This window comes from Ktedonobacter sp. SOSP1-85 (assembly GCF_016587415.1).
GTDB lineage: Bacteria > Chloroflexota > Ktedonobacteria > Ktedonobacterales > Ktedonobacteraceae > Ktedonobacter.
On record NZ_BNJI01000001.1, the window covers coordinates 46,482 to 71,668 of the forward strand.

Here is a 25,187-nt window from a genome sequence, read left to right on the forward strand (position 1 = left end):
AGGATGTACGATGAAGCCAATTGTCTTTGGGCCAACTACAGAATTGGCGATGATAGCCGTTACGGCGCTGCTCCTGCTGATCATCATAGGCCTGGGAATTCGGCAGCGCTTGCTGCTCCAGATCGGGCTGCGCAATATGCTGCGCCGACGCAAGCAGAGTGCCCTGCTTATGAGTGGCCTGGTTCTCTCTTCAGCCTTTATTACTGCTTCGCTGGGACTCAACGACAGCCTCACCAACGCCTCCAATGTGCGGTTGCTCAACAGCCTTGGCAGCCTCGATGAGACCATTACCGGCACATTTAACGCTGAACAGAGCGCGAGCTATCTGGCCATGATCAGACAAAATCAGCATGTGCGGGCCGCCACCGGGCTGCTGGAAAGCTACCAAACAACTACGATCGCCTCGCCACTCACCGGCTTTTCGCAGGACCACCTGAACGTCATTGCCGTGCCAAAAGACTTTGACCAGGTGTTCGGACAGGCCAAAGACAGCACTGGGCGACCAGTGCGCTTCGCCGATCTGCAAGACGGCGACATCTATCTAGGTGCGACACTGGCACAGAACTTCGCGGCCAATGTCGACGATCAACTCACGCTCACGCTTTCAGGGAGACGAGTAACCGGAAGGGTACGAGCCATCCTTGGCAGCGATATAGCGCTGAACGCGAACGATATTCTCCTTGGCAATCCCAACCTGATCGTTATGCCTCTCTCCTCTTATCAGCAGATAACGCAGCAAAGCGGGACGGTCAATACACTTGCAATCAGAAACGTTAACCAGGCCAGCGACAGTCCCCAGATGTCGCGTTTTTTACAGCAGCTTTTCCACGTGCGGGATGATACCTGGAAGAAGCTCACTAGCACACCCAACTATATCACACGCCAGTTACATGTTCTCAATCCCGACCTTATCTACTACCTGGGACCTCAATCCTTCACGAATGGCCTCGGCGCGCAGGGAGCGCTCCAGTTTACGCAGCTCGTACCGGCTCTGACAATTCTGCTCGTCGGAACAGGAATGCTGCTACTAGCATTACAGTTCATCCTGCTGGCTACCGAGCGCCGCACCGAATTGGGAATCAGCCGTGCTCTGGGCTTTCAGCGTTCGCACGTTGTACAGTCCCTGCTCATCGAGGGAGGCGGCTATGGACTGATAGCGTCCTTGCTTGGAGTACTGGTTGGCAGTGGACTTGTAGCGTTGGAATTGCTGTTGCTTTCCGCCATCCCTTTGCAAACCACCAATCTGGAATCGACATCGACGACAAGCATGCACCTCTCGCTTCAGGTATGGATCGATTGGCACAGTCTGCTGCTCTCCTTCTGTCTGAGCATCCTGACCACCATCGTCGTAGTAGGGTGTACGGCAACCTGGATCAGCCACACGAACATTGTCACCGCTATCCGCAATCTGGACGAGCCAGCGAAGAACCAGCGACCACTTCTGCGAGAGATACAGGCCATGCTGAAACCAACCGGTACTTCGGCCTGGGAGCGTCTGGGTAGATGTGGTATGACCCTGGGAGCGCTGCTTCTTGGCCTCTTCACACGGGGTCCGCTCTGCTTACTGATGGCGGGATTGCTACTGTGGGTCGCAACTCTCCCTAACCTGGGGTGGATCAGCCAGGTAGGAATGGCCCTGGCCATTGCGGCAACCGGTTTGATATTGGGCTGGCTGGTGCGCAGCGTACTCAGTGCGCTCAAGGTGCCTTCAAATGTGCTGGCATCGCGGCTGAGCCTCAGCCTGATCGGCATAGGCTGGCTAGCATATAGTATACAGCCCGGTGGAGCACTGTTCACGATTTTCCAGCCCACCACAGGCACAATGCTTTTCAGGAATGCTGGCTCAAACAGTCTGAGCACAAGTGCTTTGACTATCGTGCTCACTAATTTGCTGCTGGTAGTCGGGGCAGTCGTACTGATAATGGCGAATGGAGATGTTCTGGTAACGATGATCACGGCGTTGACTTCACGCATACGCGGCCTGGCCTCAATCAGCCGCACAAGCCTCGTTTATACGCTCACCTATCGCTTCCGTACGACCGTTACGGTTTCACTACTAGGTATGATTGTATTCCTCATTATGCTGGTTGTCACGATTAATGTTGGTTCCATTCAGCAGGCAGATGTTGCCACAACAACAGGAGGGTTTCAACTGCAGGTCAACACGCAGGCGCTACCGGCAAATTTTTCACAGCAAATCCAGGCCAACAGGACACTTGAGCGAGACATTCAAGAGAGCGTCACGATCCACACGATGAATAATTCAACAAACAAACTCAACGTCCTGCAAAAGCAATTGCTGCTGCCTAGTCAGCAACCTTACTCTCTAGAGGCCACTCTGGCAGGTATGAGCGATAACTTCTTCAGCGATACTAAAATGCCGCTGCAAGCACGCGCGCAGGGTTATGGCTCCAATAGTGCTGTATGGGATGCCGTACGGACGCATCCAGGCTACGCTGTCTGGCGCTATGAGACGACTGTAACGGGCCTCAATCCCAATCAGGGCAACTTCCAGCCCTTCACTATTCAGGTACCCGATAGCTCTGGCCACACTCACACCTTACGCATCATTGGTATCGTCTCTGCGACAACGAACTGGCCCTACCTCTACGTCTCTGAGCGCACGCTGGCGGACATTTATGGGGCGAATCCGCAGCTAACCAACCACTACAGCTGTCTGCTGCGTCTCAGAACTGGTGTGAGCGAGGAGCGGGCCACACAGGATCTTATGCACGCTTTTGGCTTGACCTATAACCTTCAGGTGCAATCTCTCACCTCCAGCATCCAAACAGCCACGCAGTCCCATCTGACCGTTTTCTATAGCTGCTACCTGACCCTGGGACTGATCTTTGGCACGCTGGCGCTGGGCGTCATCATGAGCAGGGCCGTAATTGAGCGGCGCCAGCACATAGGGATGATGCGCGCATTTGGCTTCTCGCGTGGACTGGTGATGATGTCGTTCCTGCTAGAAGCAGGCTTTATTGTCACACTCAGCCTGCTCGTCGGAACCGCGCTGGCCATCTGGTCCGCCTACAAGATTACCAACACCCAGAGCGCGGATTTTTCGGTTCCGCTGTCGCTGATCGCGCTCATTCTGCTGGGTTGCTACCTGATCGCCTTTGCCGCGACGGCCATCCCGGCCCGACAGGCGGCACGAGTCTATCCTTCCGAGGCGCTGCGCTACGAGTAAATGATGCGCACTCTATAGCAAGGAAAGGGAACATCTATGGCACACAAAAAATATAAGTGTAAAGTTGAGCCACAGCGGATAAATAAAGAGGTACTGCAACAGAATCCCCCGACGACAAAGAAACCAGAAGGAGCGACACGCAATCCTGCCAGAAACCGTCGCAGGAGAGCTTCAAATAGAGATGTCTCGTCGCTTCTGCTAACGCTGGGCGGCCTGTTCGTGGTCGGTCTACTGCTCATCTTCGGCTTTCGATTCTTTTCGCACATGAGCGACGCTTCCTCAACCAACACCAACACATCAAATAATGCGAACAATGGCAAGGCGAAGAGCATGCCGACAATGGATGCCAGCACCAAACCGGACTCACCCTGGCTCAAACAGGACTTTATCGCGACGGTGAGCAGTAAGATTGCCACTTCGCTCCATCTTTCAACCGAGCAATTGACAACGAAGCTGCAGTCAAATATGCAAATCAGCGCTATCGCGGCCCAACAGGGCTTCTCCGCCGATCAACTGCATAGCTTTGAGCTTGACGCGATGCAGGCGGGGCTGGATAAGCTGGTCAGCACGAACCAGATGACGCAGGAAATGGCGGATAGCGCTATGCAGCATTTCCGCAAACGCGATCCGCAGCAACTCAATAACGATTTTACCTATTCGCTGGGAGGAACCATTTCCAAGGATAATCTGCCCGCCACATCAAACTGAGATCTCGTCATAGAGGGGTCAGCGCATCCAAATCTTAGCGTACAGTTTTCAGGTTTGGATGCGCTGACCCCTACCATGCTCCATGAGCCACCGGGAGCATGTTCCTGAGATAACTCTAGGATCCTGGCGAAAATGGGGTTTGCCCACCGTTGGAACAGAAAGTTGGAATAGCAAAACAGCCCAAAAGAACTATGCTTTTCCCAACAACATATTAGAAAAGCTCTTCAGAAGAAGAGGTCAGGGGACAAAGGGGACGGCGGTGACCTTGAGCCACTCTTTCTGGAAGCACGAAATGATAGGTGCCGTGGACATTGATATGCTGGAAGCGAAGCGGAGCAAGCCGCTCCACATCCTCTGATCGAACCTCTTGCCCACTGTTGCGCAGTTTATCCAACGCATCTTGTACGTACCAGGTGTTCCACAAAACGATCATATTGACAACCAGCCCGAGCGCACCTAACTGGTCCTCCTGACCCTGGCGATAGCGCTGCCGAAGCTCTCCTCGCTGTCCATGAAAGACATGACGAGCGACACTATGGCGTCCCTCTCCGCGATTCAACTGCGTTTGAATACGTCGGCGATAATAGTCATCGTCAATATAGTTGAGTAAATGAAGCGTTTTTGGAATGCGGCCGAGCTCTGTAATAGCACGTCCCAGCGTTGTCGGGCGCCCTCCCCGCTGTAATGCCTGCACAAGCGTGGAGGCATGGATCGTTCCCACTTTGAGAGATCCAGCGGCACGCAGCATATCATCCCAGTTGGTGGTGATGATATTCGTATTAATCCTGTGCCGCGCCAAACTATTCAAGGGACCATAATCGGCAGTTGGGTCTATACGCCAGAAGCGAGCTTCTTTCAACTCAGCAAGTCTGGGGCTGAACTGATAGCCAAGCAGCCAAAATAGCCCAAACATTAAGTCACTGTACGACCCGGAATCGCTCATGATTTCAGTGGGCGTCAGCCCGCTCTCCTGCTCGAGCAAGGCTTCGAGCACGTAGACCGAATCTCGGATCGTGCCTGGAATGACTAATCCACCCAGGCCCGTAAATTGATCGGAGGTGTAGTTGAGGTAGGTCACGCCTCGTCCTTGTCCAAAGTAGTGTGGGCTAGGGCCAGTATTGGCGGATCGGATAGGGACCACAAAGCGGATACCATCCACAGAAGCAACGTATCCACCACCCCACATCTGTGCTAACGGGATAGTGCGCTGCGCCTGGACCAGGCAGGCATTGGCGCGGGTAATGGTTTCGGCACGGACAAAATGATGCCGGACCCAGGATAACCGATCCCGCGTGAGGGCCGGGATTTCTGGCCGAATGACTGGCCTCAAGCCGATATTACATGCCTCGGCCAGCAGGACGGCACTCAGGGAAAGGGCAAATCCTCCACGTAGGCACTGCTGTCACTGACATGGGTAAAGTGGGAGAAAAAGCCCGTCTGTTGTGCCACTTCGAGCATGACTTCTGGTAAATCGACAGGTGGCAAACGTGCTCCGACATACTCCCGCAAACCTCGCAAGCTCTCCGGCTCCTCCACTCGTTCGAGACGTTCCAGATTGGGAACATCCGCTCCATCCCTCTGCTCAATCTGTAAGGCGGCGTTGCTGGGAACATGGGCTGCCGTTCGCTGATACGCTTCCTCTACCTGCTGTCCGAGGCTCTCCAGAGCACGTGAGGCTTCTCTCTCCCGGCCCAGCGTTTGGCAGATCTGTGCTCGAATCCCCTCTCTTCCCACCTCCCAGCACCTCGCTCGGCACACAAACCGCTCTCGTACATCTTCCAATGCATTCGCCAGAGGGAGCTCTGGCACATACACCGCAATCTCCTCACGATTGGACGGATCATAACGCACCACCACGTCTTCCCCAACATACTCGGCTAATGCCACATCGAAATACCGCTGACCCTGGAACGCAATCCCATCTTGCTGGACTCTTCGACGCGTGGAAAACGTCAGCAACAAGACATCAAGGTGTTCTAACGACGGGGGCATCACTGGCACCACCCCTCCTGCCTCCCAGCGCCGCATCGGGGCCTCTCCTATCCCCTCCTGCACCTGCGTGTGATAGCGCAGAGCGCAACCAGGTCCGAAATATCGCGTCAAATTCCTCTAGCGTCAGACACACCCCTGGTCTGCTCTGCCTGTCACTCTCCGCCTGCAACCGCCAATCCACCCCTCGCGTGCATATCCGGGCAGATCCACTAACAACTCTTGTTCCACCGTCCGAAAAAAACGCTCGATTTTTCCTCGCCCTCGGGGTCGCCCCTGCTGGGAATAAAGCAACTCAATCTTCAGATCAACCGCCAGGGCTTGCACATGATTCGACGTAAAGTCACTGCCATGATCACTATACAGGCTCTCGGGGATCCCGCAGATGGGCCAACGCTCATCACACGCGCGACCAAATCGCTCCCCGTAACGCCAACGCCGTTTGCGCGGCTGATAACCCTCCCCAACTCAGCCGATATCCGGTAATACAACGACTATAGTCGTCAAGCACGATCGTCAGATACGGTTTGCACGCTCTTCCACGCTCGTTCACCAGCCAGATATGCAATCGGCAATGATCCACCTGCCACAACTCGTTGCCTCGACTCGCGCGCAAAACGGGTCAGGACCTCAAACTGCTCTCGATACGCCTTCGCACCCTCATGCGCCAGCGTCTCCAAGGCTGGCGACATCCTCCTCACAATTCGATACACTTGATCATAGCTCGGCTCCTTCCATCCCTGTTCCCTGGCCACCCGACACACCTTTCGATACACACTCGTCAGCTGCGGACGTGGTCGGCTCAGATAGAATCCCTCGATCAGCTCGATCTCCTCCTTTGACAAATCACGACTGTGCCCACGATCTGCTCGTTCCTCTCGCGCCAGGCCCACCAATCCCTGCTCTCGGTAGCGCTTGATCCACCGCTGCACCGTCGAGGACGACACTCCATGCGCTCGCGCCACCTCCGCTTGCGACACCCCTTCTTCCACGCATGGCCGAATCTTCGCAAACCGCTCCAATGCGCGGCTCCCGTTGCCTTTCACTCAACTCCGCACTCGTCTTCGCCTGAGTTCTCATCAGCTTCCTTTCCCTTTCCTTTCTCTCCTGGGTGCTGGCACAAGATAAAAAAAACCGTCGGGGCAGAGATGCCGACTGAGCCCATGTGGTACACTCTCCAGCAGGAAAGGACTTCAGAAACAGTCAGGAGAGAAGCGCATGAAACCCGCCCGGACCTATCCTCAAATCACCCGACGATTTTACCGTCCCGAGGTCTATCACTGTGCTGACTGCCAGAAGCGGCTGCAGCGGGCTGTCACCCTGTCGGAGCGGACCGTGATCACGTTGCAGGAGGTGATCAAACTGGTGCATGCAGGCTACCGCTGCCCGGATGCACAGTGCGGGGGCCATCAACGGACGTATCGCAGTGTACGTGCGGACGCTCTTGCGCTGCCTCGCTTCACCTATGGGATAGATGTGGTCTTGTTGGTGGGGCGACTGCGGCTCACCGAGCACCGAACGGTCGATGAGATTCATCGGGAGTTGCTGGCCTGCTTGGCCCCGCTAGGAGTGACGATCGCACGGCGGGAAGTGCTCTATCTCTTTGACGCGTACTGTACGTTGCTTCGGGCAGCAAGCGCGGTCAACAAGGACCAGGAGTGGTTGACCCAGGTGGAGAAGAACGGGGGCATCATTGTCTCCATCGACGGCATTCAACCAGACAAAGGCAATGAGACAGTGTACCTGGTCCGCGATGCGCTGACCGGGCGGGTCCTGGTAGCCGAGAATGTGCTCTCCTCGGAGACTGCTGTCATGAAAGCGCTCTTGACTCCGGTGGTTGAGCTGGGGGTGAAGGTGCTGGGGACGATCAGCGATGCCCAGGAAAGTGAGCTGCTGGCACTCCAGGAGCTCTGGCCGGAGGTACCCCATCAGGTGTGTCAGTTCCATGCGCTGCGTGATGCCTCCAAGACCGCCTTTGAAGCAGACAAAGCGGCAAAAACGGCGATCCGCAAACGCTTACAGCCGAAGGTTCGTGAGGTGCGCAAACAGATCAAGAAGGCCCTCGTGAGCGCCTCGCCTCAGGAGGCCGAGCAGTTCCACGTGCTGGATGCGTATGCCACTGGGATCTTGACCGCGCTCAATATCGACGGTGTGCAGCCGCTGACTTTTGCGACGGTCGAGGCAAGCCAGATGCTGGAGGAGATCGAAGCCAGTCTCCAGCGGCTGGTAAAAAAGGGGGCGCCGTGAGTCGGCGGTGTGAACAGAAGCTCGCCCGTCTGCAGGCAATTGTGACAGAACGGGCAGCCTGGGCAGAGCAACTGACACAGGTCAAGCGGATGTATGGCTGGCTTTGTGAGGTCGAAGCGATCCTGGCGAAAGAAGCGGCACGCACGCTCGCAGAACCCATGAGCAATGAGAGCGTGGGACGGCGCCTGGACGCGTGGCGCGAGCAGATGGGCCACCTTGTGGAAACGTTCCCCCTCTCGGAGTTGGAACAGGAGAGCCTACGGGAACTGCTGCAGGTGCTTTCGAATCTGCGCCCGTACCTGGCGCAGTGTTATGAGCGGGAGGACTTTCCGCGCACTAACAATGACATGGAGCGCAGCATTCGCGCGCTCAAAACGCAGTATCGCCGGGTGAGCGGGCGCAAGAATTGGAATGCGTATCTGTTGCGCTATGGGCGCTGTGTGGCCTATGCGGCCTGGTGGGAGCAAGATGAGACCCACCGCCACCACTTGCAGCGCCAGATTGCTCAGCTTGACCGGGGCCGGTGGAGAGAACTGCGCCAGCAGACCACCCGTGCCCAGCAGGAGCAGCTCACGCGGTTTCGTTTCCGTCACAAGCGTTCTTCCGCGCTGGCCTCGCTCGAATCACGCTGGTCGGAGGCTACTCAGTCGGCTTCTTTGCTCTAACGGAAAAAAAAGAGCCATTCCTGTCAATGGCTCTAGGACTTCCTAGCATCTACCTCGCAAAAAATTCATTCAAGTATTTCGCACATCTCATACCATATCTTCCCCTCTCTCACGATGCGTTTTCTTTGCTTCTCTTTTTTGCACGCTTTTTGCTCGATGCACTCTGTCTTTCCCTCCCCTACACTCCTCCTTCACCCCCTGATCTGCCTCTCCTCTTCCTTTCTTTAACGACTATAAGAAATAGCCCGCCCCAATAAGTCGCAACTATCCCCTTCTTTTTACATACAAATTTACAGATGATACGGCGAGAAGAGACTCTGCCATGGGGAAGGAAGTTCAGGCCAACAGCTCACCCAGGAGATCCATACCATCAACCTCACTCTCTTGCCCGCGCAAATGCCCCCTCCTACCAGCTCCCGGCGTTCTCGCGCTCACCAGGAGCGCGCCTCTCGCACACCACCACGACACCATCTCTGAGACTGACGTCATCTTACGTAAGATGGGCGACAACGCACGGTGAGAACTGATATCTCTCTTTTTCTCCCCATTCATCGCTTTTTTGCCTCATGTTGGAGATCAACGAGCGCAAATTGAAGACGAGCAAGTTGCTGTTGACATTCTGCATAGGCCTGCTCCACCATCAAAAGACGCTCTACAAGATCAACCTTCGTTCTCGATAGATATCGAGAACGCGCACGACTGATATCGCGATTTGGATCGATAGATACAGAGGAAGCCGTTCTCTGCTTCCCTTTCGCCAAAGGATGTTTTCGTCGATGAGCCTTTTGGTAAGATAGACTATGCTCTCGATAATAGGCATAGGCGACTTCATTCCCCAAGATCCCCGCCTTTCTCACTCCTTTCCCTTGCGGATCAACCTCCACACTTAGACGACAAATCGCCTCAATCGTCACGGTACACCCTTCATGGACCAGTTGGTCCACCGTCGCTCTCACAACGTCGACTGTCCGCTGCTTTCTTGCCGCATGATAGGTTTTCAGCCACGGGCGAGGGGTGGCATGGTCAAGATTCAATTCGAAGGGTTGCTTCATAGTGCTCATCCTTTTGATACGCTTCAATCAACTGCATTTCTTCCTTTTCGACGTGGCATCGCTGCAGTAAAGCTTGCATCTTTCCTATTTCAGGGCCAAGGCCACGACGCTTCACCTGCTCAAGTCGAATCAGCGCCCACTGCTCCTGTTCCTCAATCTCCTCTCGGCGCAGCGGGTCAGGGACTTTGAAGACACATCCGGTACACGCAAATGAGACGGGACATTGTCCGTGGCAGGTACAATCACCTCCAGGCACCTTCGCCAACGTTCCCACCCGCTCTTTGACCTCTTCATATTGCCGTTGCAATTCAGCAGGAGCACGCACAAACGCCTCATCCAACGATCCTAAATGCGTGGCAAAACGATCGAGGATCACATTCGCCGATGTCAACACCTGATGCCAGGGCGGAGCCGCATAATACCCAGTTACGCGGGTATTCTTCTGGTGCAACAGAACTGCTACAATATCGAGAGGAACCTGCTCAACATGATGGATATGCGTCGCAAACACATGCCGTAACAAGTGCGCCTTGAGCACAACAGCTTTTCCTTCCACCGTCTCAAACACCATCCCATGACATAAAAAACGGAGGCAGGCGGTAATCGCCGAAGGGGAGAGATGTTGCCCTCCATATTGAAAGAGATAGGGGTGATGCCCCGGAAACAGAGCTGCGCGTCCATGATGCTTGCAGAAGGCCACAGCAGGCACTGGCTCCCCTGGCCGTAAACCATAGTGATCCTGCAACATCAGAGCCACGCGTTCAAAGTGGCGACGCGTCTCTGGACCCACCACATACTCAGCAAGCCGAGTCATCCCTTTGGGAAGAAGCCGCACGAGGAGCCGTTGCGTCCCTTCAACCACCATGGTATATAAACAGTCGGCTGTCAATCGCACCTGCAAAAGTTCATTCATCCTCGCTCCGGTCGTGGTAAAGAAATCGAGGGCCGCCAGGCCAAAGGTCACGGCGGCAAAGAGCGGTTCCACCAGCAACAACGGTCCCTGCGCTCGTGCTTGCGCTTTTCGTAAAAAATTCGCTTGCTCAAACGGCCAGGCCAGCAAACCGGCAATCCCAGAACTAAATGGCTTGCACCTTCGCTCGATCTCATATCCCCATGAATGCAGATACGCCTGCTTGCGCTTGACCTCTTCTGGCGTCCCTAAGCAGGGCCCTTCACTCAACAAATCATAGCGAAGCACATCTCCAAACCAGAGAAACTGCTCTGACATGAGGCCCGGCGAAGGATCATCCAGCAATTCCGTTCCCACCACTTCCAAGAAATAGGTGTTGTTCTCTGGACGAAACGCTCGAATTTGGCGCCGCGCCTCCCATCCCGTCGCACGCGAATACTGATCCGCATGAGCCAGCACAAAACTGCGCCGATCCCATAAGCGGGCATGCACCCGTTGTCTTGGATGGGTTTCTTCATAGGAAAACGCAACCGGACAACTCGCCTGCCCAGAAGTGACCAACGCAATGACCTCCCCGACTTTGGTTCGCAACCGAAAGAGTTGATTCCAACGCAGATGCGCTTCCCCGCGCAGCTTGGCAAAGTGCGGGGTCAGCGCATCCGTTTCGACTTTGCGCCGATGACGCTGGTCCTCAATCACCTCGGCCATGCGATCCAATTGATGGTCTATTCCCCGCGGCAGCAACGGAAATTCCCATTGGCCATAGATCGCTTGTAGATCCGCAGGTAACGCTCGTACATAGTCATGCACATGATCAGCTGATGAGCGGTACCAGAATAAAAAATCTTGTTTGGTCTTCACGCTATCGGCACACACCTCATCATTGAGATACCGTGGCAAATGTTCGCATGGATCCCAATCAGCAAAGGTATGCAACTGATACCGCGCAAACAGGTCTTGCCAACGCACATGCATTCCATAGAGGCGGCTGAGCACCGTTGCAACATTCAACCGGGCCGAGGTCAATAAGACCCCCACCATCAAGGCCAATGGATTGATCCAGGCAGTCCCTGCAACAGACTCCTTCAAATAGCCAATAGCCCGCCCATCGACCTGATCCCAATCCAAAGAAGGAGCCTGTAAAATACGAACATCTACTACATCCAGCAATTCACGCCAGGCCCCCACTTGAAGCCTCTCAAGATTCGTTCGTCGTCGTGGCATCGCTTCCTCCTGCAACCCCTCCCAAGGCCAACAACATTGCCCAGCCATCTTCCACCACTGCATCCCCTCGCAAAGAACCTGGTATCGACAGAACAGGCCTCTCCGGCTCTTGCATCACTTCCACTGTTGCAAGAGCCAACCTTTGGTAGATCATCTCCTGGATCCTGGCATGCCGCTCCGCTTGAAAAAAATGTTCCTAGGCTCCCAATGTGCGCAGCACTGCGCCACCCCATGTATCGGACCAGGTCTTCCTTCCCACGCATCACCTCGTCTGGGGTCTGCGCACTCTCACTCACCTGCCGCATCGCCTGCGTCACATACCAGTGCCGCAATCCATGAATGTTCAAATCAATCCCTACCTTCGCACAGAGCGCGTACCAGTGCGGCTTGAACGCTTCATAGTCGTAGGGCTTGCCTCGTCGTGAGACAAAGAGAGGATCGTGGTCCTCTAACTGCTCCAACCGCCTTTGCTGACCATCCCATCGCCAACGCTCCGTGTTCACATACGCACGCACCATCCGCGCTGTCTCCGAGGAAAACCGAATAACCTTCACACGCCGCCCTCGGCTCCCCTTGCTAAACGTTGTCGCCTCCTGCGTGCATCCACGCGCTCGCCAATCTCCCACCAGCAAACAGAGAATTTCTCGAATACGAGCCCCTGATTCATAGGCCATCCTGACCACAATCTGATCACGCAACCCCCACTGAGCCATTCTCATTCCCTGCGCCAGTCGTGCGGGCAAACTTGGATCATCCATCGGCTGGGGAATCCACTGCTCCTCTTGCAAACGGAAATAATTTTCCGAACAGCGGTGTCCTCGGGCAATCTCCATGCCGCTGTACGCAGGCATACGTGGTCGCCTTCCTGCCGCACGACGCTCCGCTGCTTCCACCTCATGGAGCACCGCACTTGCCGTATCGATCAATGGATTGCCATAGGCATACCATCCAGCACGACACGCCATCTGGTAAAAGTGCTTGAGCGCGGCCAGAAACACTCGCACACTACTCGAACTCCCCTCTCTCGCGTCCAATCACCTCATATCCTTGAGACCGACGCGCATGACACCGCAGCCGTTGCACCACATACTGCGCAAACATATGCCTCATCTAATTTTTAAATCTACATATGGTATTTTAGTTACTAACTATAGAATTAAACTACCGCAATAACCATATTTCCCACATCAATAACATATTTTAAGTTATTATAATATTATAATAACTTAAAATAGAATCATACAGTAGGCATTAGAATTAATAGCTACTACTTTATGCACGAATGACCGGACAACACAATAAAAAGAGGAAAGCGCAGGAATAAAAGGGGACAGCTTACTTGTTCCTTGTATATATCAGTTCCATGGCATGATATTTCTTGCGGTTCAAAGCGGGAAAACATCGTTGTCACCAGGGATGGGGGTACGTGAAAGGGAGACAGACAGTATGACATTCAACCCACAAAGCAGCGAGTCAAGCATGCTCACATCGCGTGAAACGCTCCTCAGCACGCTTGAGACGCTTCCTGATGCGTTGTTTCTCGTCGATGACGCCACCACGATTGTGTATGCCAATGCGAGCGCGCAGACCATGCTCGGCGCATCACGAGAGCAATTCCTGGGGAACCCCTTCTGGCGCAGTGCGCCACAACTCGTGAGCCCCTCACTCTATCAGGCAGTGCTCAAGACCAGGCAGACCCAGGAGCCGACCGAAGTGGAGTATTGGTCTCCCATAACCCAGACCAGGCTGCATGTGCAGCTCGCTCCGACCATGGGGGGACTTACCTTGCAGTTCCACGAAGTGAGAACATCAACGCGACGCCAGGAGATGGTTCCCCTCAGCGAACATCTCTACGCTGATATCCTGGAGACGATCTCTGACCAGCTCGTGATCTTGACCCCTGATGGGATGGTCCTGGCCATCAGTCAGCGCCCCTTAGAGGACGCACACCTCCGGCGAGAGGAAGTGGTCGGGAAACCGTTCACCGAAACTCCCTGGTGGTCGTATGCTCCACCTGTCCAGCAGCAATTACGCGCAGCGATTGAACAAGCCAGTCGGAGCGAAATCGTGCACTTTGAGACCAGGATACGCCCACAAGAGGGGTGGTATCTGGATCTTGCGGTGACGATGACCCCGCATCTGAATGCTGACAGACAGGTCGAGTACCTCATCTATACCGGGCTGGATATCACCGCGCGCAAACGCGCCGAAGAAGGACTCCGTGTCCTGATCGATGCCATCCCTCAATTTGTCTGGATCATACGCCCCGATGGCTCTGCTGAATACCATAACCAGCGCTGGTGTGACTCTACCAATATGACTGCTGAACAAGCTCAAGGGGATGGCTGGCTCCAGGCCATCCACCCCGATGACCAACAACGTGTCCTGGAGAGGTGGCAGTGTGCCGTCCAGACCGGCAGGCCCTATGAAGCGGAACTGCGCCTGCGCCATGGCACGACCGGGGAGTATCGCTGGTTCCTTGTTAGAGGGGCGCCACACAGGGATGATCAGGGCACGATCCTGAAATGGTTTGGGACTGCTACCGACATTGACGAGCAGAAACAGGCTGAACAGAGAATCAAAGCCAGTGAGGAGAACTGGCGCGTGCTGGCTGAAACGGTGCCACAGTTGGTGTGGACAGCACGGCCAGATGGAGCTTTAGAGTACTGGAATCAACGCTGGTATGCCTATAGCGGTTCCTCCCCTGAACAAGCATTGGGCCATAGATGGAGCCAGTTTTTACACCCTGACGATGCTCAGCGCACCCTGACGATCTGGCATCATGCGCTCGCAGTGGGAGAATCCTATGAGATTGAATATCGTCTCAAGGAGGGCCAAACGGGCGCGTATCGCTGGTTCTTAGCTCGCGGCATGCCGATGCGCGATGCAGGCGGTCACATCCTCAAGTGGTTTGGCACCTGCACCGACATTCACGACAAAAAGCAAGTCGAGGACGAAATCCGTGTCCTGGTCGATGCCATCCCTCAATTTGTCTGGATGGCACGCCCCGATGGCTCGTGTGAATACTGTAACCAACGCTGGTGTGACTATACAGGCATGACCTACCAACAATACCAGGGGAACGGCTGGCTCCAGGCCATTCACTCTGACGACGCGCAGCACACCCTGACGATCTGGCATCATGCGCTAGCAACAGGTGAACCCTTCGAGATAGAATATCGTCTCAAAGAGGGCCACACGGGGGCATACCGCTGGTTTTTAGCCCGCGCCCTGCCGGTGCGCGATGAAACAGGCCAGATCCTCAAGTGGTTCGGCACCTGCACCGACATTGAGGAGAAGAAACAGGCTGAGCAGCAACTCAAAGAAAGCCGGGAGCACTTGCGCGTGCTAGCCGAAACGGTGCCGCAGCTCGTGTGGACGGCACGGCCAGATGGATCTTTGGAGTACTGGAGTCAACGCTGGTATAACTATACTGGTGCCTCTCCCGAACAATCATTGGGCTCTGGATGGAGCCAGTTTTTACACCCTGATGATTATCAACACACCCTGGCGATCTGGCGTCATGCACGCGCCTCGGGTGAACCCTATGAAATCGAATATCGTTTCAAGGACGGCCACACAGGGAATTACCGCTGGTTCTTAGCTCGTGCGCTCCCGGTGCGCGATGAAATCGGCCAGATCGTCAAGTGGTTTGGCACCAGCACGGACATCGACGATCAGAAGCGCATCGAGGAAGCTTTACGCCAGAGTCAGGAACAAGCGAACGTCCTGATGAACTCTAGCATTATCGGGATCTATGTTGGCAAAGGCGAGCAGATTGTGGATGCCAACGACACCTTTCTGCGCATGACCGGCTATACACGAGAAGACCTCCGCGCGGGGCGTATGAACTGGATGCACATGACCCCTCCAGACTATCTGGCTCGGAGCTTAGAGGCCCGGCAGGAACTTGCCACCCAACAGTCAATGACGCCCTATGAGAAAGAATACGTGTGTAAAGACGGCAGTCGCCTTCCAGTGGTTGTGGGCGCGGTCCTCTTACAGCATCAGCCACGCCAGGCGATCGCCTTTGTGCTGGATAACTCGGCCCGCAAGGAACTCGAACAACGCAAAGATGACTTTATCAGCATGGCCAGCCATGAACTGAGGAACCCACTTACGGCTCTGAAACTGCAGACCACCTTGCTGCACCGGCAACTGACGAAGCAAGGCCTCCAGGCTTCGGCGCTTTCCAGCATGCAAACCCAGATCAACAAACTCATCCGGCTGGTGGAAGACTTGCTGGATGTCTCCAAAATCCAGGCGGGCAAGCTCGAGTATCGGCAGGAATCGGTGGATCTCGATGCTTTGCTGCGGGAGATCGTCGACACCATGCAGCAAACGCATCCCAGCCATACCATCCTGGTGCGGGGAGGCGTGCAGACAACCCTGCTAGGTGATCGCGACCGGCTGGGACAGGTCTTCACCAACCTGCTCAGCAATGCTATCAAGTATTCTCCCGATGCTCAGACCGTCGAGATGGATCTCTCCGCCTCCCCTGAGGAGGCGACCATTCGGGTCCGCGATCATGGGCTGGGTATCCCACGCGAGCAGCGCGACAAGATTTTTGACCGCTTCTATCGGGTCACTGATTCCAGGAAGAGAGGGATCCCCGGCCTGGGCATGGGGTTATACATTGTCGGGGAGATCGTCAACGGTCATGGAGGAACCATCACGGTGGACAGCGACGTCGGAAAAGGATCGACCTTTCGGGTGACCCTTCCCCGCCAAAGAACATGAGGAACGCACATGGAGACTTCCCAACAAAAAGGATGCAGCGAGGGTGGCGTTGTCAAGAGTATTCTCATTGTCGAAGATGATCCCGTTCTTGGGAACCTGCTGCTGGAAACGTTCCAGGAGGAGACGACCTATCAAGGCTATCTTGCTTCAAGTGGCGAGAGCGCGCTGAATATGCTCTCAACCATCACGCCTGCATTGTTTCTGTTCGACTACCATCTCCCTGGGATGAATGGGCTGGAACTCGCTGACCACCTGCGTCGCCGAGAAAGGGGGAAGCAGTGCCCCATCCTCCTCATGAGTGCTGATTTGCCACAAGGAAACGGTGCCCTAGATCATCTGAGAACACTGCAGAAACCCTTTGACCTGGAGGCTCTATTGCAACTGATCGCAGAACTGCTTGTCCTTTAAGGAGATTCGTTTTTAAAATAGGATACAGAGGCTATCATGCTCTCCTGGTATGAGTATGACAGTCTCTAGGGATGCAGAAAACCAGAACAAAATACTTGATGCATTCATTTTGTTCTGGTTTTCTGCATCCCCCTTTGAGCACCTGTACACTTCCTATTGTAGTGACAATACCCCCTCTCAATGGTTTGGTAGATGCAAAGGGCTTATTGATGAGTTTGCGACGTTCTTCAGGAGGACACAAGAAATATCACCTTTCGCTTGCTTCCTCCAAAATGCACCGCACACTCCAGTACAAACTCAACTTCACTCCAATGCAAACTCAGCATCACTCCAGTGCAAACTCAGCATCCCTTTGAAAAAGCCCAGGTTTTTCCATCCAGCGCTGAACCATAGACGATGGATGCCACCTGGTAGACCTCCCTGCGCATGCCACCAATGATCCCAACCGTGCGCCATCCCCACTCCTGCTCTCGTCGCTCTGGTTGAACCGCTGCGGGGTAGCCTTCGACATACTCCGCAATCCAACACAATTTCTGGCCCAGCAAACTCGCACGCAGTTCTTCAACGCTCCGCGTGCGAAACGGCTCCTCAGGAGGAAGACTGAGCATACGATGGCACTGTCGCTCGCGCGCATACATCGCCTGCAATGTCGCATCTATGATTTCTTGGTGCTTTGGGGTCATCTCAGCTCCTTGCGCCATCACCAGTTCCAGGCTATTCCTGGCTCTACCAGGAACGTTCTCTGCTGCTCTCTCGTCGTGTGGGAGACACAACACACACCTACGCTTCACACTCACTCTACAAGCCGTCCCAGACGTGTCTTTTCTTGTCTGAGACAGGTCTCATCCTTCTTCTTCTATCGTATGTCCTTCCGGAAGCGCTTCCTCTCGCAGTCCCAACCTCACACTGGCTCATTTTTCTTATGAGGAGGGGAAGCGCAGCGCGTCACAGCTATGCGGAGATCGCGCTGCGCTTCCCTGATACTCCATCACCTACGCGTAGACAGGGACAAAAAACACATCGGCGATCTGCTCGAACTGCTCTCGATGGAGTTGAGGCTCAAGGTTCACAAAAACCCTGTAGCCCTCGTGCGCCTTGATCAATTCCAAAAAGGCGAGGCACAGCCCATCATCACTCCTCGATGGAAGCCACAGAGGCTCGGATTGGAAGGTCCAGTCGTCCAGCGTCGTCCCCAGGATGCTCAGGCACTCTTCAACCTGGTCAAACGGGATGTGCTCAAACGACCACCCCTTCTCAAAAGAAGAAGGTAATTGTGTGTACTCGTGGCCACCAAGCCGGGAACGATAGGGCTCAGGGACGCACTCCTCCGGCTTGATCTCCGAGCCCTTCAGCTGCACCGCAATCGTGAGGCGAAACGCCTTCTTCTCATCCTGACAAGCCAGAATCGCCTTCCACTGCTGGCGCATCATCGTCTGGACCTGCTGCTCGTTGATCTGCTCTCCATTCGCCATACCCAAACTCCTTACGAAGATGCCAGGACCTTCACGCACCCTGGCATCACACTATTTCACGACTATAAGAATACAAGCACACGGAAAAGAGGAGGTGAACATCGACTTTCAAATGAGGGACTCCGCGCGCTGGCGGGAGAGAAAAAAGATGGCGACCATGCGGGTCCGCAAAACCGCTATCTGGGAATCTTCTTTTTGAAAGAAAAGCAGGAGGCTCAGATGAGGGCGGGACCACACAGAAACGCAGCCACCAAAAGGCAGCAGTGGCACCTCTTTTTGAGCACAAAAGCGCACCTTTCTTTGCCATCGCGATTTTGCAGAAAAAACGCAGGAAGATCACTGATCCGGGCTCCGCGCAAACACAGGAAAAACATGAAAAAAACAAAACCAGGGAAACGAGATCTGCCACACAGAGGCCAGCACACAGACCTGGAGAAAACAACAGGCTTTAAGTAGCTGCTGGAGCCTGTCACACGCCGAAAAATGCTTTCACCTGCCACAGCATATGGGACAGGGGCTATGATCTCTTTCTTGCACCATCTCGAAGATCACTCCATGAAGATTGGCACGCGCTGTCCATCTCAGGACCAGACTTGCCCCATTGCGCGAAGAGTATGCCGAGCAGCTCCAGCTCCTCGGCATTATGGACGGCACACGCGAAACAGAGCGCCGTCTTCACCATCGGTTCGACCACCTCCGGCGCTTTTCCGAGTGGTTCCGGCCAAGGCCAGAGTTCCTCGCCTTTCTCGAGGAATATGCGCGCCCTCTCCCCTTCCCCACATCAGAACGCAGGCCGCTTCCGGCGCATATCTATGAGAAACAACAGTGTGTCCACCGCCTGTACGACGCGCACCCCGATGGACTCACAGACATCGAACTCGCAGGCCTCCTCCAGGTCTCAGGAATGACCGCCAATCGTTATCGCCATCAATTGCATGCTGTGAAGGTCCACCCAGGGCGTTACTGTCTGGTGCCTCGCCCAGAGGAAATCACGGAAGCGCTCGATGTCCTCAAGGTCGCCATCTCCACCTCGCTCATTCATCCCCAGACCCTTCTCCACACCCTCTCACCTGCCAATGCCTAACGCCTTCCTGCGCGAGGCGATCTCTCTCATGCTCATGGGAAGAAACGCAACCAATTCCCCAAAAGGGCGCAAAAAGAGACGTGTAACCGCCCTCTTTCGTGCTCACAACACGCATTTTTGTGCCATCGTAATTTGACCTCCGTGTATGGGAAGAACACAGGCACAAGCCAGAAGCAGGACAGGCATCCAACCAGCCCAACATGGGGAAAACATGGGAAAAAGACAACCACCATCCCCCTCATCGCGCTCACCAGGGCCATGCGCCCGTCTGTTTCAGTGTCCAGGCGGGCAACACCTCAGTTCACACCTTCAGTCTCACATGCCTCCCCAAAAAGGCACAGGCTAAACGTTCTTCTTGTGGAGTTACGCTTCTGAACCGTCGTTTGGATTTGAACTGATACAGGAGAGAGGAGCCGCTTTATGATTACTGTTGACTTTGCAGAGACTATCCAACGACCGCTTGAAGTCGTGTGGGCACTTCTGGAAGACCCTAATAGCGCCTCTCAGTGGCAGTCAGCTCTGATTGAGCAGCGCCTCACCTCCACAGGGCCACTGGGAGTGGGCAGCACAGGCGTCAATGTCCGGCAGGTGATGGGTCGGCGAGTGGAGACGACGTGGGAGGTCTCGGCTCATAACCCAGGGCAGAGTTTCACAGTCAAAAGCACCTCCGGCCCGGTCTCGTATGAACTCAGTTATACTCTGGAAGCTGTGGAGAATGGTACGCACCTGAGCTTTCATTTTCAGGGCGACCCCAAAGGCTTCTTCAAAGTGGCCGAACCTCTGCTAGCAGGGAACATCAAAAAAGAATTTACCGAAGACCATAAGCGCCTCAAGAAGCTCCTGGAAAACCAACCCGCCTGACCCCGTACAAAAGCTCGCGCATAGCCATACAGCCCGCCTCCAGCACGCGCGCGGGCTTTTGTGCTATCATGAGATGTGCCCACTGAATATGGTGAAGGCAGAGCTGGGCGTGTATCACTCGCAAGCCCACGGCCACTACTCTCTCTTCATCCTCATCCCTTCCCAGGAGAAACACTCTACCCAGCCGTATCCCCCTACGGATCGCGACAAGACCATCCATCTTGCCGAATGTATTGCCGCCTTCGCCGGCGCGCAGGAACGCTTCCCCTGACCACACACCATCTGCTTCTGCTTTCCGACCCATCTATGGTTCATCTGGCTTTGCAATGCCTTCTTCAGCCTTACTGATGCATAGTTGTCCCAGGACAAGACGGTCTCAAGGGCTTTTTCTGGCCCAGACAGCGCTACCATGACGAGCCCACCCAACACTAGATTCAGGAAGCGCTTCGTTCAGCCACCGCCCGCATGGACGTTTGAGAACCCAGCATGCAAAGCGGTCTTCTGGTCTCATCACCCTTGTTCCTCCACGCCAGACACCTCTGACGCGTACCGGATCCAGCGTACGTGCATTTGCACCACGGGGCGATCAAAAAAACTTGTTTGCCCATCCAGACGAAAGAGTTGGGCGAAGTCCTCTGGCTCAAGGGCAACGCGCAGGCGCTCCGCATAGGAATTCAGGAGCACCTGTTGATAATAGTCACTATCATAGGCTGGCACATCTGAGGAACGCCCAAGCGCAGAAGAGGGAGGGGACACCGTTTCCTGGCCGTCTTCTTCAGAGTCTTCCAGAGGAGAAATGTCGTCAATGTCGTCGGGCAACCACACAGGTGTACCATTGGAGGCACGGTAAAAGCGAACATGCTCGCCGCTCTTCCACTGCCTTCTCCCCGCGAGCAGTAACGCTTCGTATTGCGCTTCTTTCTGCCGTGCACGACCGGCGAGATAGGTCTGCGCATCTTTCGAGAGCCGAAGACGCGTGGCGACATCGGAGGCAGGAAGTGAGCGTGTCCGCAGCGCCCGCAGCGTTTCCTGATACCCTTGCTCCACGCCAACCAGATCACCCTGCATCACACAGCGCAATGCCTGGCGCAAAAATCGCTCCCCATAGGGTTCCGATCGGCTCGACCGCATGGCCGCCCCTCGCACGATGGTCTCTCCCGAATACGTCAAGAGCGCATAATTCTTGATCGCGTGAGAGAGCATCGCAGCATAGCGAGCTTCGTATTCCAGCTTCACCCCGTCGGGCAACGTCGCGCCCACCTCGTTCACCAGGGCACGTTCTTGTTCTTCGCTCCACTGCTGCGGGACCGCAAAGTACACCCCATCAGTATCCGCTTCAATCGGCACCATGCCCCGCTCTCGCAGCGCCCCAAGAATACCATCCAGAAGTGCCCTGCCGCGTCTGGTCACCTCGTTTGCCGCCTCCAGATCCGCAAAGAGCGCCATCGAGGTCGCGCCCAGATAGCCATACGCCGCGTTAATCACTGTCTTCATGGCCGCCTGTGTGCCATCATGTTGATTGGCTTCCATAGAGCCAGCAGGCGCTTCCCGAGCCGCTCGTTTATGGGTGAGACGCAATTCCGTCAACCGATCCATAAAATGCAGAAACACGCTCAGACGATCACACTTCGGCGCAATCCGAAAAGCCCGAATCAGCGAGGGATAGAGCGAGGCAACATCGGCTTTCACCACATGCTCAGCAACTCCCTCTGCTAAAAGGTAGGAGGCACCACCTTGATGCTGCCCATAACGCTCTTCCTGGCCAGTCGTATAGGCTGGAAGCGCCGCACCTGCTCGTACGTATGCTCGGACCATCATCGGCTCAAGGATCCCCATGGCTGGACCGGCTGAAGCTACTCGCTCATAGCGACGAGGGGCCATCCCGGCGAGGGCAAAGGCGGCTCCCATCAGGCGACGCGAAATCTCGTCAACCTCACGGACGTCGTCGAGTGCATATTTGCGTACCAGATCTGGATCTTGCTGATACGTCTCATAGATTTTGCTCCCTTCCAGGTAGACACGTTCTGGAGCGGCCATGCCGAAATGGCGAGCCACTTCTTTTAAGCGATAGGATGGCAACGAGCGTGCTACAAAATCATATCGACGAACCGCATCTAAGGTATCGATCAATTCTCGTCCCGCAACACTGAAGCGCTTGCGTTTCCTGCGATGCGCTCCCGCTTCCTCAAACGATTCCAGCTGCAATGGGGCGCTAGATCGCCCAAGCAACAACGGCACACGGAGCGCCTTGGCGCGAGCCTCAAGAAACGGGAGATCAAAGCCAAAGAGATTATGATTCTCGATGACATCGGGGTCCAGACGGCGAATCACTGCGCACAGCTCGGTGATGAGGGCAGGCTCTTCTTTAGGGGTAGGCGCTTCTAAAATACATTCGTACCCATGGCTTTCTCGAATCGCGACAAGAAAGATGCGGCCCCGCGAGGGATCAAGCGAGGTGGTTTCTACATCAAATTGCAGGCGATGGAGATCATCATAGGCCAGGCCTCGAAAGAAGACACGCCCCGTTTGCATCAGATATTGTTCCACGGGGCCAACGCGGTAATAGTCTTCCCACAAGGAACCAAGCGAGGTCACCTGGCGGCCCAGGCGTCGTGAGGCTCCCGCAAGAAGCATCCGCTCTAACAGGTGCCCATCGCGAGCGGAAAGCAGATACCGATACGAGCCAACGGAACCTTCCAACAAGCGATAGCTGATCGGCGATTGATCCCTGTCCCAGGGAAGCGTCGCCGGAGGTTGCGAGTGCAGCGGTGGGAGATCCTCCAACGTTCTGGCAAAGAGCCAGGGGCGAAAGGACGCGTTGCTACAGCTGACTTCTCCCCCTTCACGTTGCCAGACAAGCGCTTTCCCTGCCCGTGTCGCCCAGACAGAGACAATGCCTGGTATCGGATCCCAGCCGAAGAGCATCTCATCATAAAGCTGGACAGGGACACTCCCATCGGAATCGGCAGTCACGTGTTCTTCCTTTCTCATCAGAGCAGCACCTCTGGATACCTCGGGTTTTTCAATGCTCGCCTGGCACATACGGGTCATATACGTTCATGATACCGGCAAAAGCGGTGAAGTATCGTCCTGATTGAGAGGAAGAGGTCAACATCTTGGAAAAAACACGGGAGCACATGCGAGAAAGAAGCAGGTGGTCATTATCGAACGTCGAGGTGCAACCGCTTCCTTCCTGAACCCCTGCTACTTCTGTGCCCCACTTACGCCAGCGCTCACGACAAGGATATATAAAAAGAAGCTTGACTATGTGGAGAACGGAACGTAACGGAACACGTTTCACGTTTCTCGACCGTCCGCAACGTACGGGATGTGGAGCAATATCGAGCTTACAGCAGAACATTACGAACGTTGCATACGTTGCCCAGCTTCTCACCATAAACCTGTACGTGATGTGCCCAACCAGGCCAAAAACGTATGTTGCGTACGTTGGTTACCATCATAATTTTGTATATACATAATCAAGCTTCTTTTTATTCCTCGCCAAAAAAACATCGCTTCCCTGCCACGTCATCAACGCCAGGGCAGCCAGACCGCTCCTGCACACGAGATGGGGGGAAGCTATTGCCCGATCGGTGGTCTAGTGACTATTGAGCTCTGCCTATGATCCCGCCCCTCGTCTCACCCGTTACGCAGAGCTCTCTTTCCGCTCCGACAACCGATACTCACCTGGACCCGTCGGAATGACCCACCTGAGTCCATCTTCCTCCTCATCCTCGTCTTCCATACGATACCTTGGATCTTTCAGCCCCACTAAATCAAGAGCTACATCGAATTCTCCCACCTCCACCCACTCACGAAAGACATACACCTGCAGCCCCTTGCCCAGCACCTGGCCACGGACCTCAATCCGCACACCCCTCCCATATTGCTGGTGAAACAACAGCGCTGCCAGCACCATCACCTGCACCCGGCTGGGCAACGGAAGCACCACCGACTCGCTCACTCGCATAGGCTCTTCTCCAAAGCGCGATCGCGCTCTCACCACGTTCTTCTCTTCACAGAGACACGCACGCCAGATGTTGGCCTCTGGATCAGGACGCAGAGACACCATCATCTGCGCGCTCATTCTGCCGTCCTCCAAGCAAGAATGCTGTATACTCTTAAGAGAGAGAAAGACCACTAGGCCCTCGTACGCTGTCCTACTAAGGAGATACTTATGGCTATGGACACTCCCTTCGAGATACTGCTCCCCGATGGTCGCCACATCCGTCTGACACCGGAGCAAGCCCTGGAATTTGTTGCCTGGCTTGCTCCACACATGTCTGACCTCCCAGAGGCCCTCGCCACCTGGCTCGCACAACAACATCCTCCCTCCCGCGACCTGCCGCCACTTGAACCTTACTGCGTGGTTGAACGCTCCCCCTTCGACGGCCGTTATTACATCGCCGATGCAGGTCTCGATATCCCGGATTTGTGAATCCAGCACACACCCATTGTCCCTTCTGGAGAAAACGACACACGGCCGCCCAGCAGACGCATATACCACTGCGTACACCACAACAACTCAAAGAAATACGAAGCGGAGAAGCAGGGAAAGCAGCATCCAGAGCACTCCCAATCCTGTCAAGAGCGCAGAACCAGCAGCACACATTGCAAGCGACGAAGCCGAAACAAAC

At 55.0% G+C, this 25,187-nt stretch carries 21 protein-coding genes; 11 read left to right on the forward strand and 10 right to left on the reverse strand.

What is annotated here, in order from left to right:
• Positions 1-10 precede the first annotated feature (10 nt).
• Both KTE_RS00240 and KTE_RS00245 read left to right on the forward strand, forming a co-directional pair.
• Positions 11-3,190 (forward strand): FtsX-like permease family protein, encoded by a 3,180-nt coding sequence (locus KTE_RS00240; RefSeq protein ID WP_201377145.1) that lies wholly within the window; start codon positions 11-13, stop codon positions 3,188-3,190.
• Between the two features lie 36 nt (positions 3,191-3,226).
• Complete coding sequence (locus KTE_RS00245) at positions 3,227-3,898, forward strand: hypothetical protein (protein WP_201377147.1); 672 nt, start codon at positions 3,227-3,229, stop codon at positions 3,896-3,898.
• A 211-nt stretch (positions 3,899-4,109) separates the two neighbouring features.
• Here the strand turns inward: KTE_RS00245 and KTE_RS00250 are convergent, their stop codons facing one another.
• Entirely contained in the window at positions 4,110-5,228 is a 1,119-nt protein-coding gene (locus tag KTE_RS00250; RefSeq protein WP_236600202.1) for a transposase, read from the reverse strand.
• A 35-nt stretch (positions 5,229-5,263) separates the two neighbouring features.
• Entirely contained in the window at positions 5,264-6,001 is a 738-nt protein-coding gene (locus KTE_RS00255; protein WP_201377153.1) for a Mu transposase C-terminal domain-containing protein, read from the reverse strand.
• Between the two features lie 213 nt (positions 6,002-6,214).
• Between KTE_RS00255 and KTE_RS47165 the strand changes: the two genes are divergently transcribed.
• Positions 6,215-6,373 (forward strand): hypothetical protein, encoded by a 159-nt coding sequence (locus KTE_RS47165; RefSeq protein WP_236600203.1) that lies wholly within the window; start codon positions 6,215-6,217, stop codon positions 6,371-6,373.
• Between the two features lie 17 nt (positions 6,374-6,390).
• Here KTE_RS47165 and KTE_RS00270 read toward each other — a convergent pair whose 3' ends face one another.
• A complete protein-coding gene (locus tag KTE_RS00270) occupies positions 6,391-6,933 on the reverse strand; it encodes a helix-turn-helix domain-containing protein (protein WP_255552781.1) in 543 nt (180 codons plus the stop codon).
• 172 nt (positions 6,934-7,105) lie between these two features.
• On the opposite strand from KTE_RS00270, the gene KTE_RS00275 reads away from it, so the two are divergent.
• Together KTE_RS00275 and KTE_RS00280 are read left to right on the forward strand one after the other, a co-directional pair.
• Complete coding sequence (locus KTE_RS00275; protein WP_201377158.1) at positions 7,106-8,134, forward strand: hypothetical protein; 1,029 nt, start codon at positions 7,106-7,108, stop codon at positions 8,132-8,134.
• Positions 8,131-8,799, forward strand: coding sequence for a transposase (locus KTE_RS00280; RefSeq protein ID WP_201377160.1), 669 nt, complete (start codon positions 8,131-8,133; stop codon positions 8,797-8,799). Before KTE_RS00275 ends, KTE_RS00280 begins: the two co-directional genes overlap by 4 nt.
• 548 nt (positions 8,800-9,347) lie before the next feature.
• On the opposite strand, the gene KTE_RS00285 is transcribed toward KTE_RS00280, so the two are convergent.
• The 3 genes from KTE_RS00285 to KTE_RS00295 are packed head-to-tail and all read right to left on the reverse strand — an operon-like array spanning position 9,348 to position 12,989.
• Positions 9,348-9,851, reverse strand: coding sequence for a hypothetical protein (locus tag KTE_RS00285; protein WP_201377162.1), 504 nt, complete (start codon positions 9,849-9,851; stop codon positions 9,348-9,350).
• Positions 9,823-11,985: a hypothetical protein gene (locus KTE_RS00290; protein ID WP_201377163.1), complete on the reverse strand. Its 2,163-nt coding sequence runs from the start codon at positions 11,983-11,985 to the stop codon at positions 9,823-9,825. The genes KTE_RS00285 and KTE_RS00290 overlap by 29 nt, the downstream gene beginning before the upstream one ends.
• Positions 11,919-12,989 (reverse strand): site-specific integrase, encoded by a 1,071-nt coding sequence (locus KTE_RS00295; protein ID WP_201377165.1) that lies wholly within the window; start codon positions 12,987-12,989, stop codon positions 11,919-11,921. The genes KTE_RS00290 and KTE_RS00295 overlap by 67 nt, the downstream gene beginning before the upstream one ends.
• A 442-nt stretch (positions 12,990-13,431) precedes the next feature.
• Between KTE_RS00295 and KTE_RS00300 the strand changes: the two genes are divergently transcribed.
• Together KTE_RS00300 and KTE_RS00305 are read left to right on the forward strand one after the other, a co-directional pair.
• On the forward strand, positions 13,432-16,725 hold the full coding sequence (locus tag KTE_RS00300; protein WP_201377166.1) for a PAS domain-containing sensor histidine kinase: 3,294 nt from the start codon (positions 13,432-13,434) through the stop codon (positions 16,723-16,725).
• Positions 16,726-16,734: 9 nt separating this feature from the next.
• Positions 16,735-17,133, forward strand: coding sequence for a response regulator (locus KTE_RS00305; RefSeq protein ID WP_201377173.1), 399 nt, complete (start codon positions 16,735-16,737; stop codon positions 17,131-17,133).
• A gap of 341 nt (positions 17,134-17,474) precedes the next feature.
• Here the strand turns inward: KTE_RS00305 and KTE_RS00310 are convergent, their stop codons facing one another.
• Positions 17,475-17,816 (reverse strand): hypothetical protein, encoded by a 342-nt coding sequence (locus tag KTE_RS00310; RefSeq protein ID WP_201377174.1) that lies wholly within the window; start codon positions 17,814-17,816, stop codon positions 17,475-17,477.
• A gap of 309 nt (positions 17,817-18,125) precedes the next feature.
• On the reverse strand, positions 18,126-18,605 hold the full coding sequence (locus KTE_RS00315) for a hypothetical protein (RefSeq protein WP_201377176.1): 480 nt from the start codon (positions 18,603-18,605) through the stop codon (positions 18,126-18,128).
• Between the two features lie 601 nt (positions 18,606-19,206).
• On the opposite strand from KTE_RS00315, the gene KTE_RS00320 reads away from it, so the two are divergent.
• The 3 genes from KTE_RS00320 (at position 19,207) to KTE_RS00330 (ending at position 20,821) form a co-directional block, all read left to right on the forward strand.
• A complete protein-coding gene (locus KTE_RS00320) occupies positions 19,207-19,689 on the forward strand; it encodes a hypothetical protein (RefSeq protein ID WP_201377178.1) in 483 nt (160 codons plus the stop codon).
• Positions 19,690-20,109: 420 nt separating this feature from the next.
• On the forward strand, positions 20,110-20,550 hold the full coding sequence (locus KTE_RS00325) for an SRPBCC family protein (RefSeq protein WP_201377180.1): 441 nt from the start codon (positions 20,110-20,112) through the stop codon (positions 20,548-20,550).
• Between the two features lie 88 nt (positions 20,551-20,638).
• Positions 20,639-20,821 carry a hypothetical protein gene (locus KTE_RS00330; RefSeq protein WP_201377182.1) on the forward strand — a complete coding sequence of 61 codons (183 nt, stop codon included), beginning with the start codon at positions 20,639-20,641 and terminating at the stop codon, positions 20,819-20,821.
• A 239-nt stretch (positions 20,822-21,060) separates the two neighbouring features.
• On the opposite strand, the gene KTE_RS00335 is transcribed toward KTE_RS00330, so the two are convergent.
• On the reverse strand, positions 21,061-23,541 hold the full coding sequence (locus KTE_RS00335) for a 3'-5' exonuclease (RefSeq protein ID WP_201377184.1): 2,481 nt from the start codon (positions 23,539-23,541) through the stop codon (positions 21,061-21,063).
• A 655-nt stretch (positions 23,542-24,196) separates the two neighbouring features.
• The gene (locus KTE_RS00340; protein ID WP_201377186.1) at positions 24,197-24,637 is read right to left on the reverse strand and encodes a hypothetical protein; all 441 of its coding nucleotides are present in this window, start codon (positions 24,635-24,637) and stop codon (positions 24,197-24,199) included.
• 90 nt (positions 24,638-24,727) lie between these two features.
• Here KTE_RS00340 and KTE_RS00345 point away from each other — a divergent pair, with 90 nt between their 5' ends.
• Complete coding sequence (locus KTE_RS00345; RefSeq protein ID WP_236600204.1) at positions 24,728-24,988, forward strand: hypothetical protein; 261 nt, start codon at positions 24,728-24,730, stop codon at positions 24,986-24,988.
• Positions 24,989-25,187: the final 199 nt, after the last annotated feature.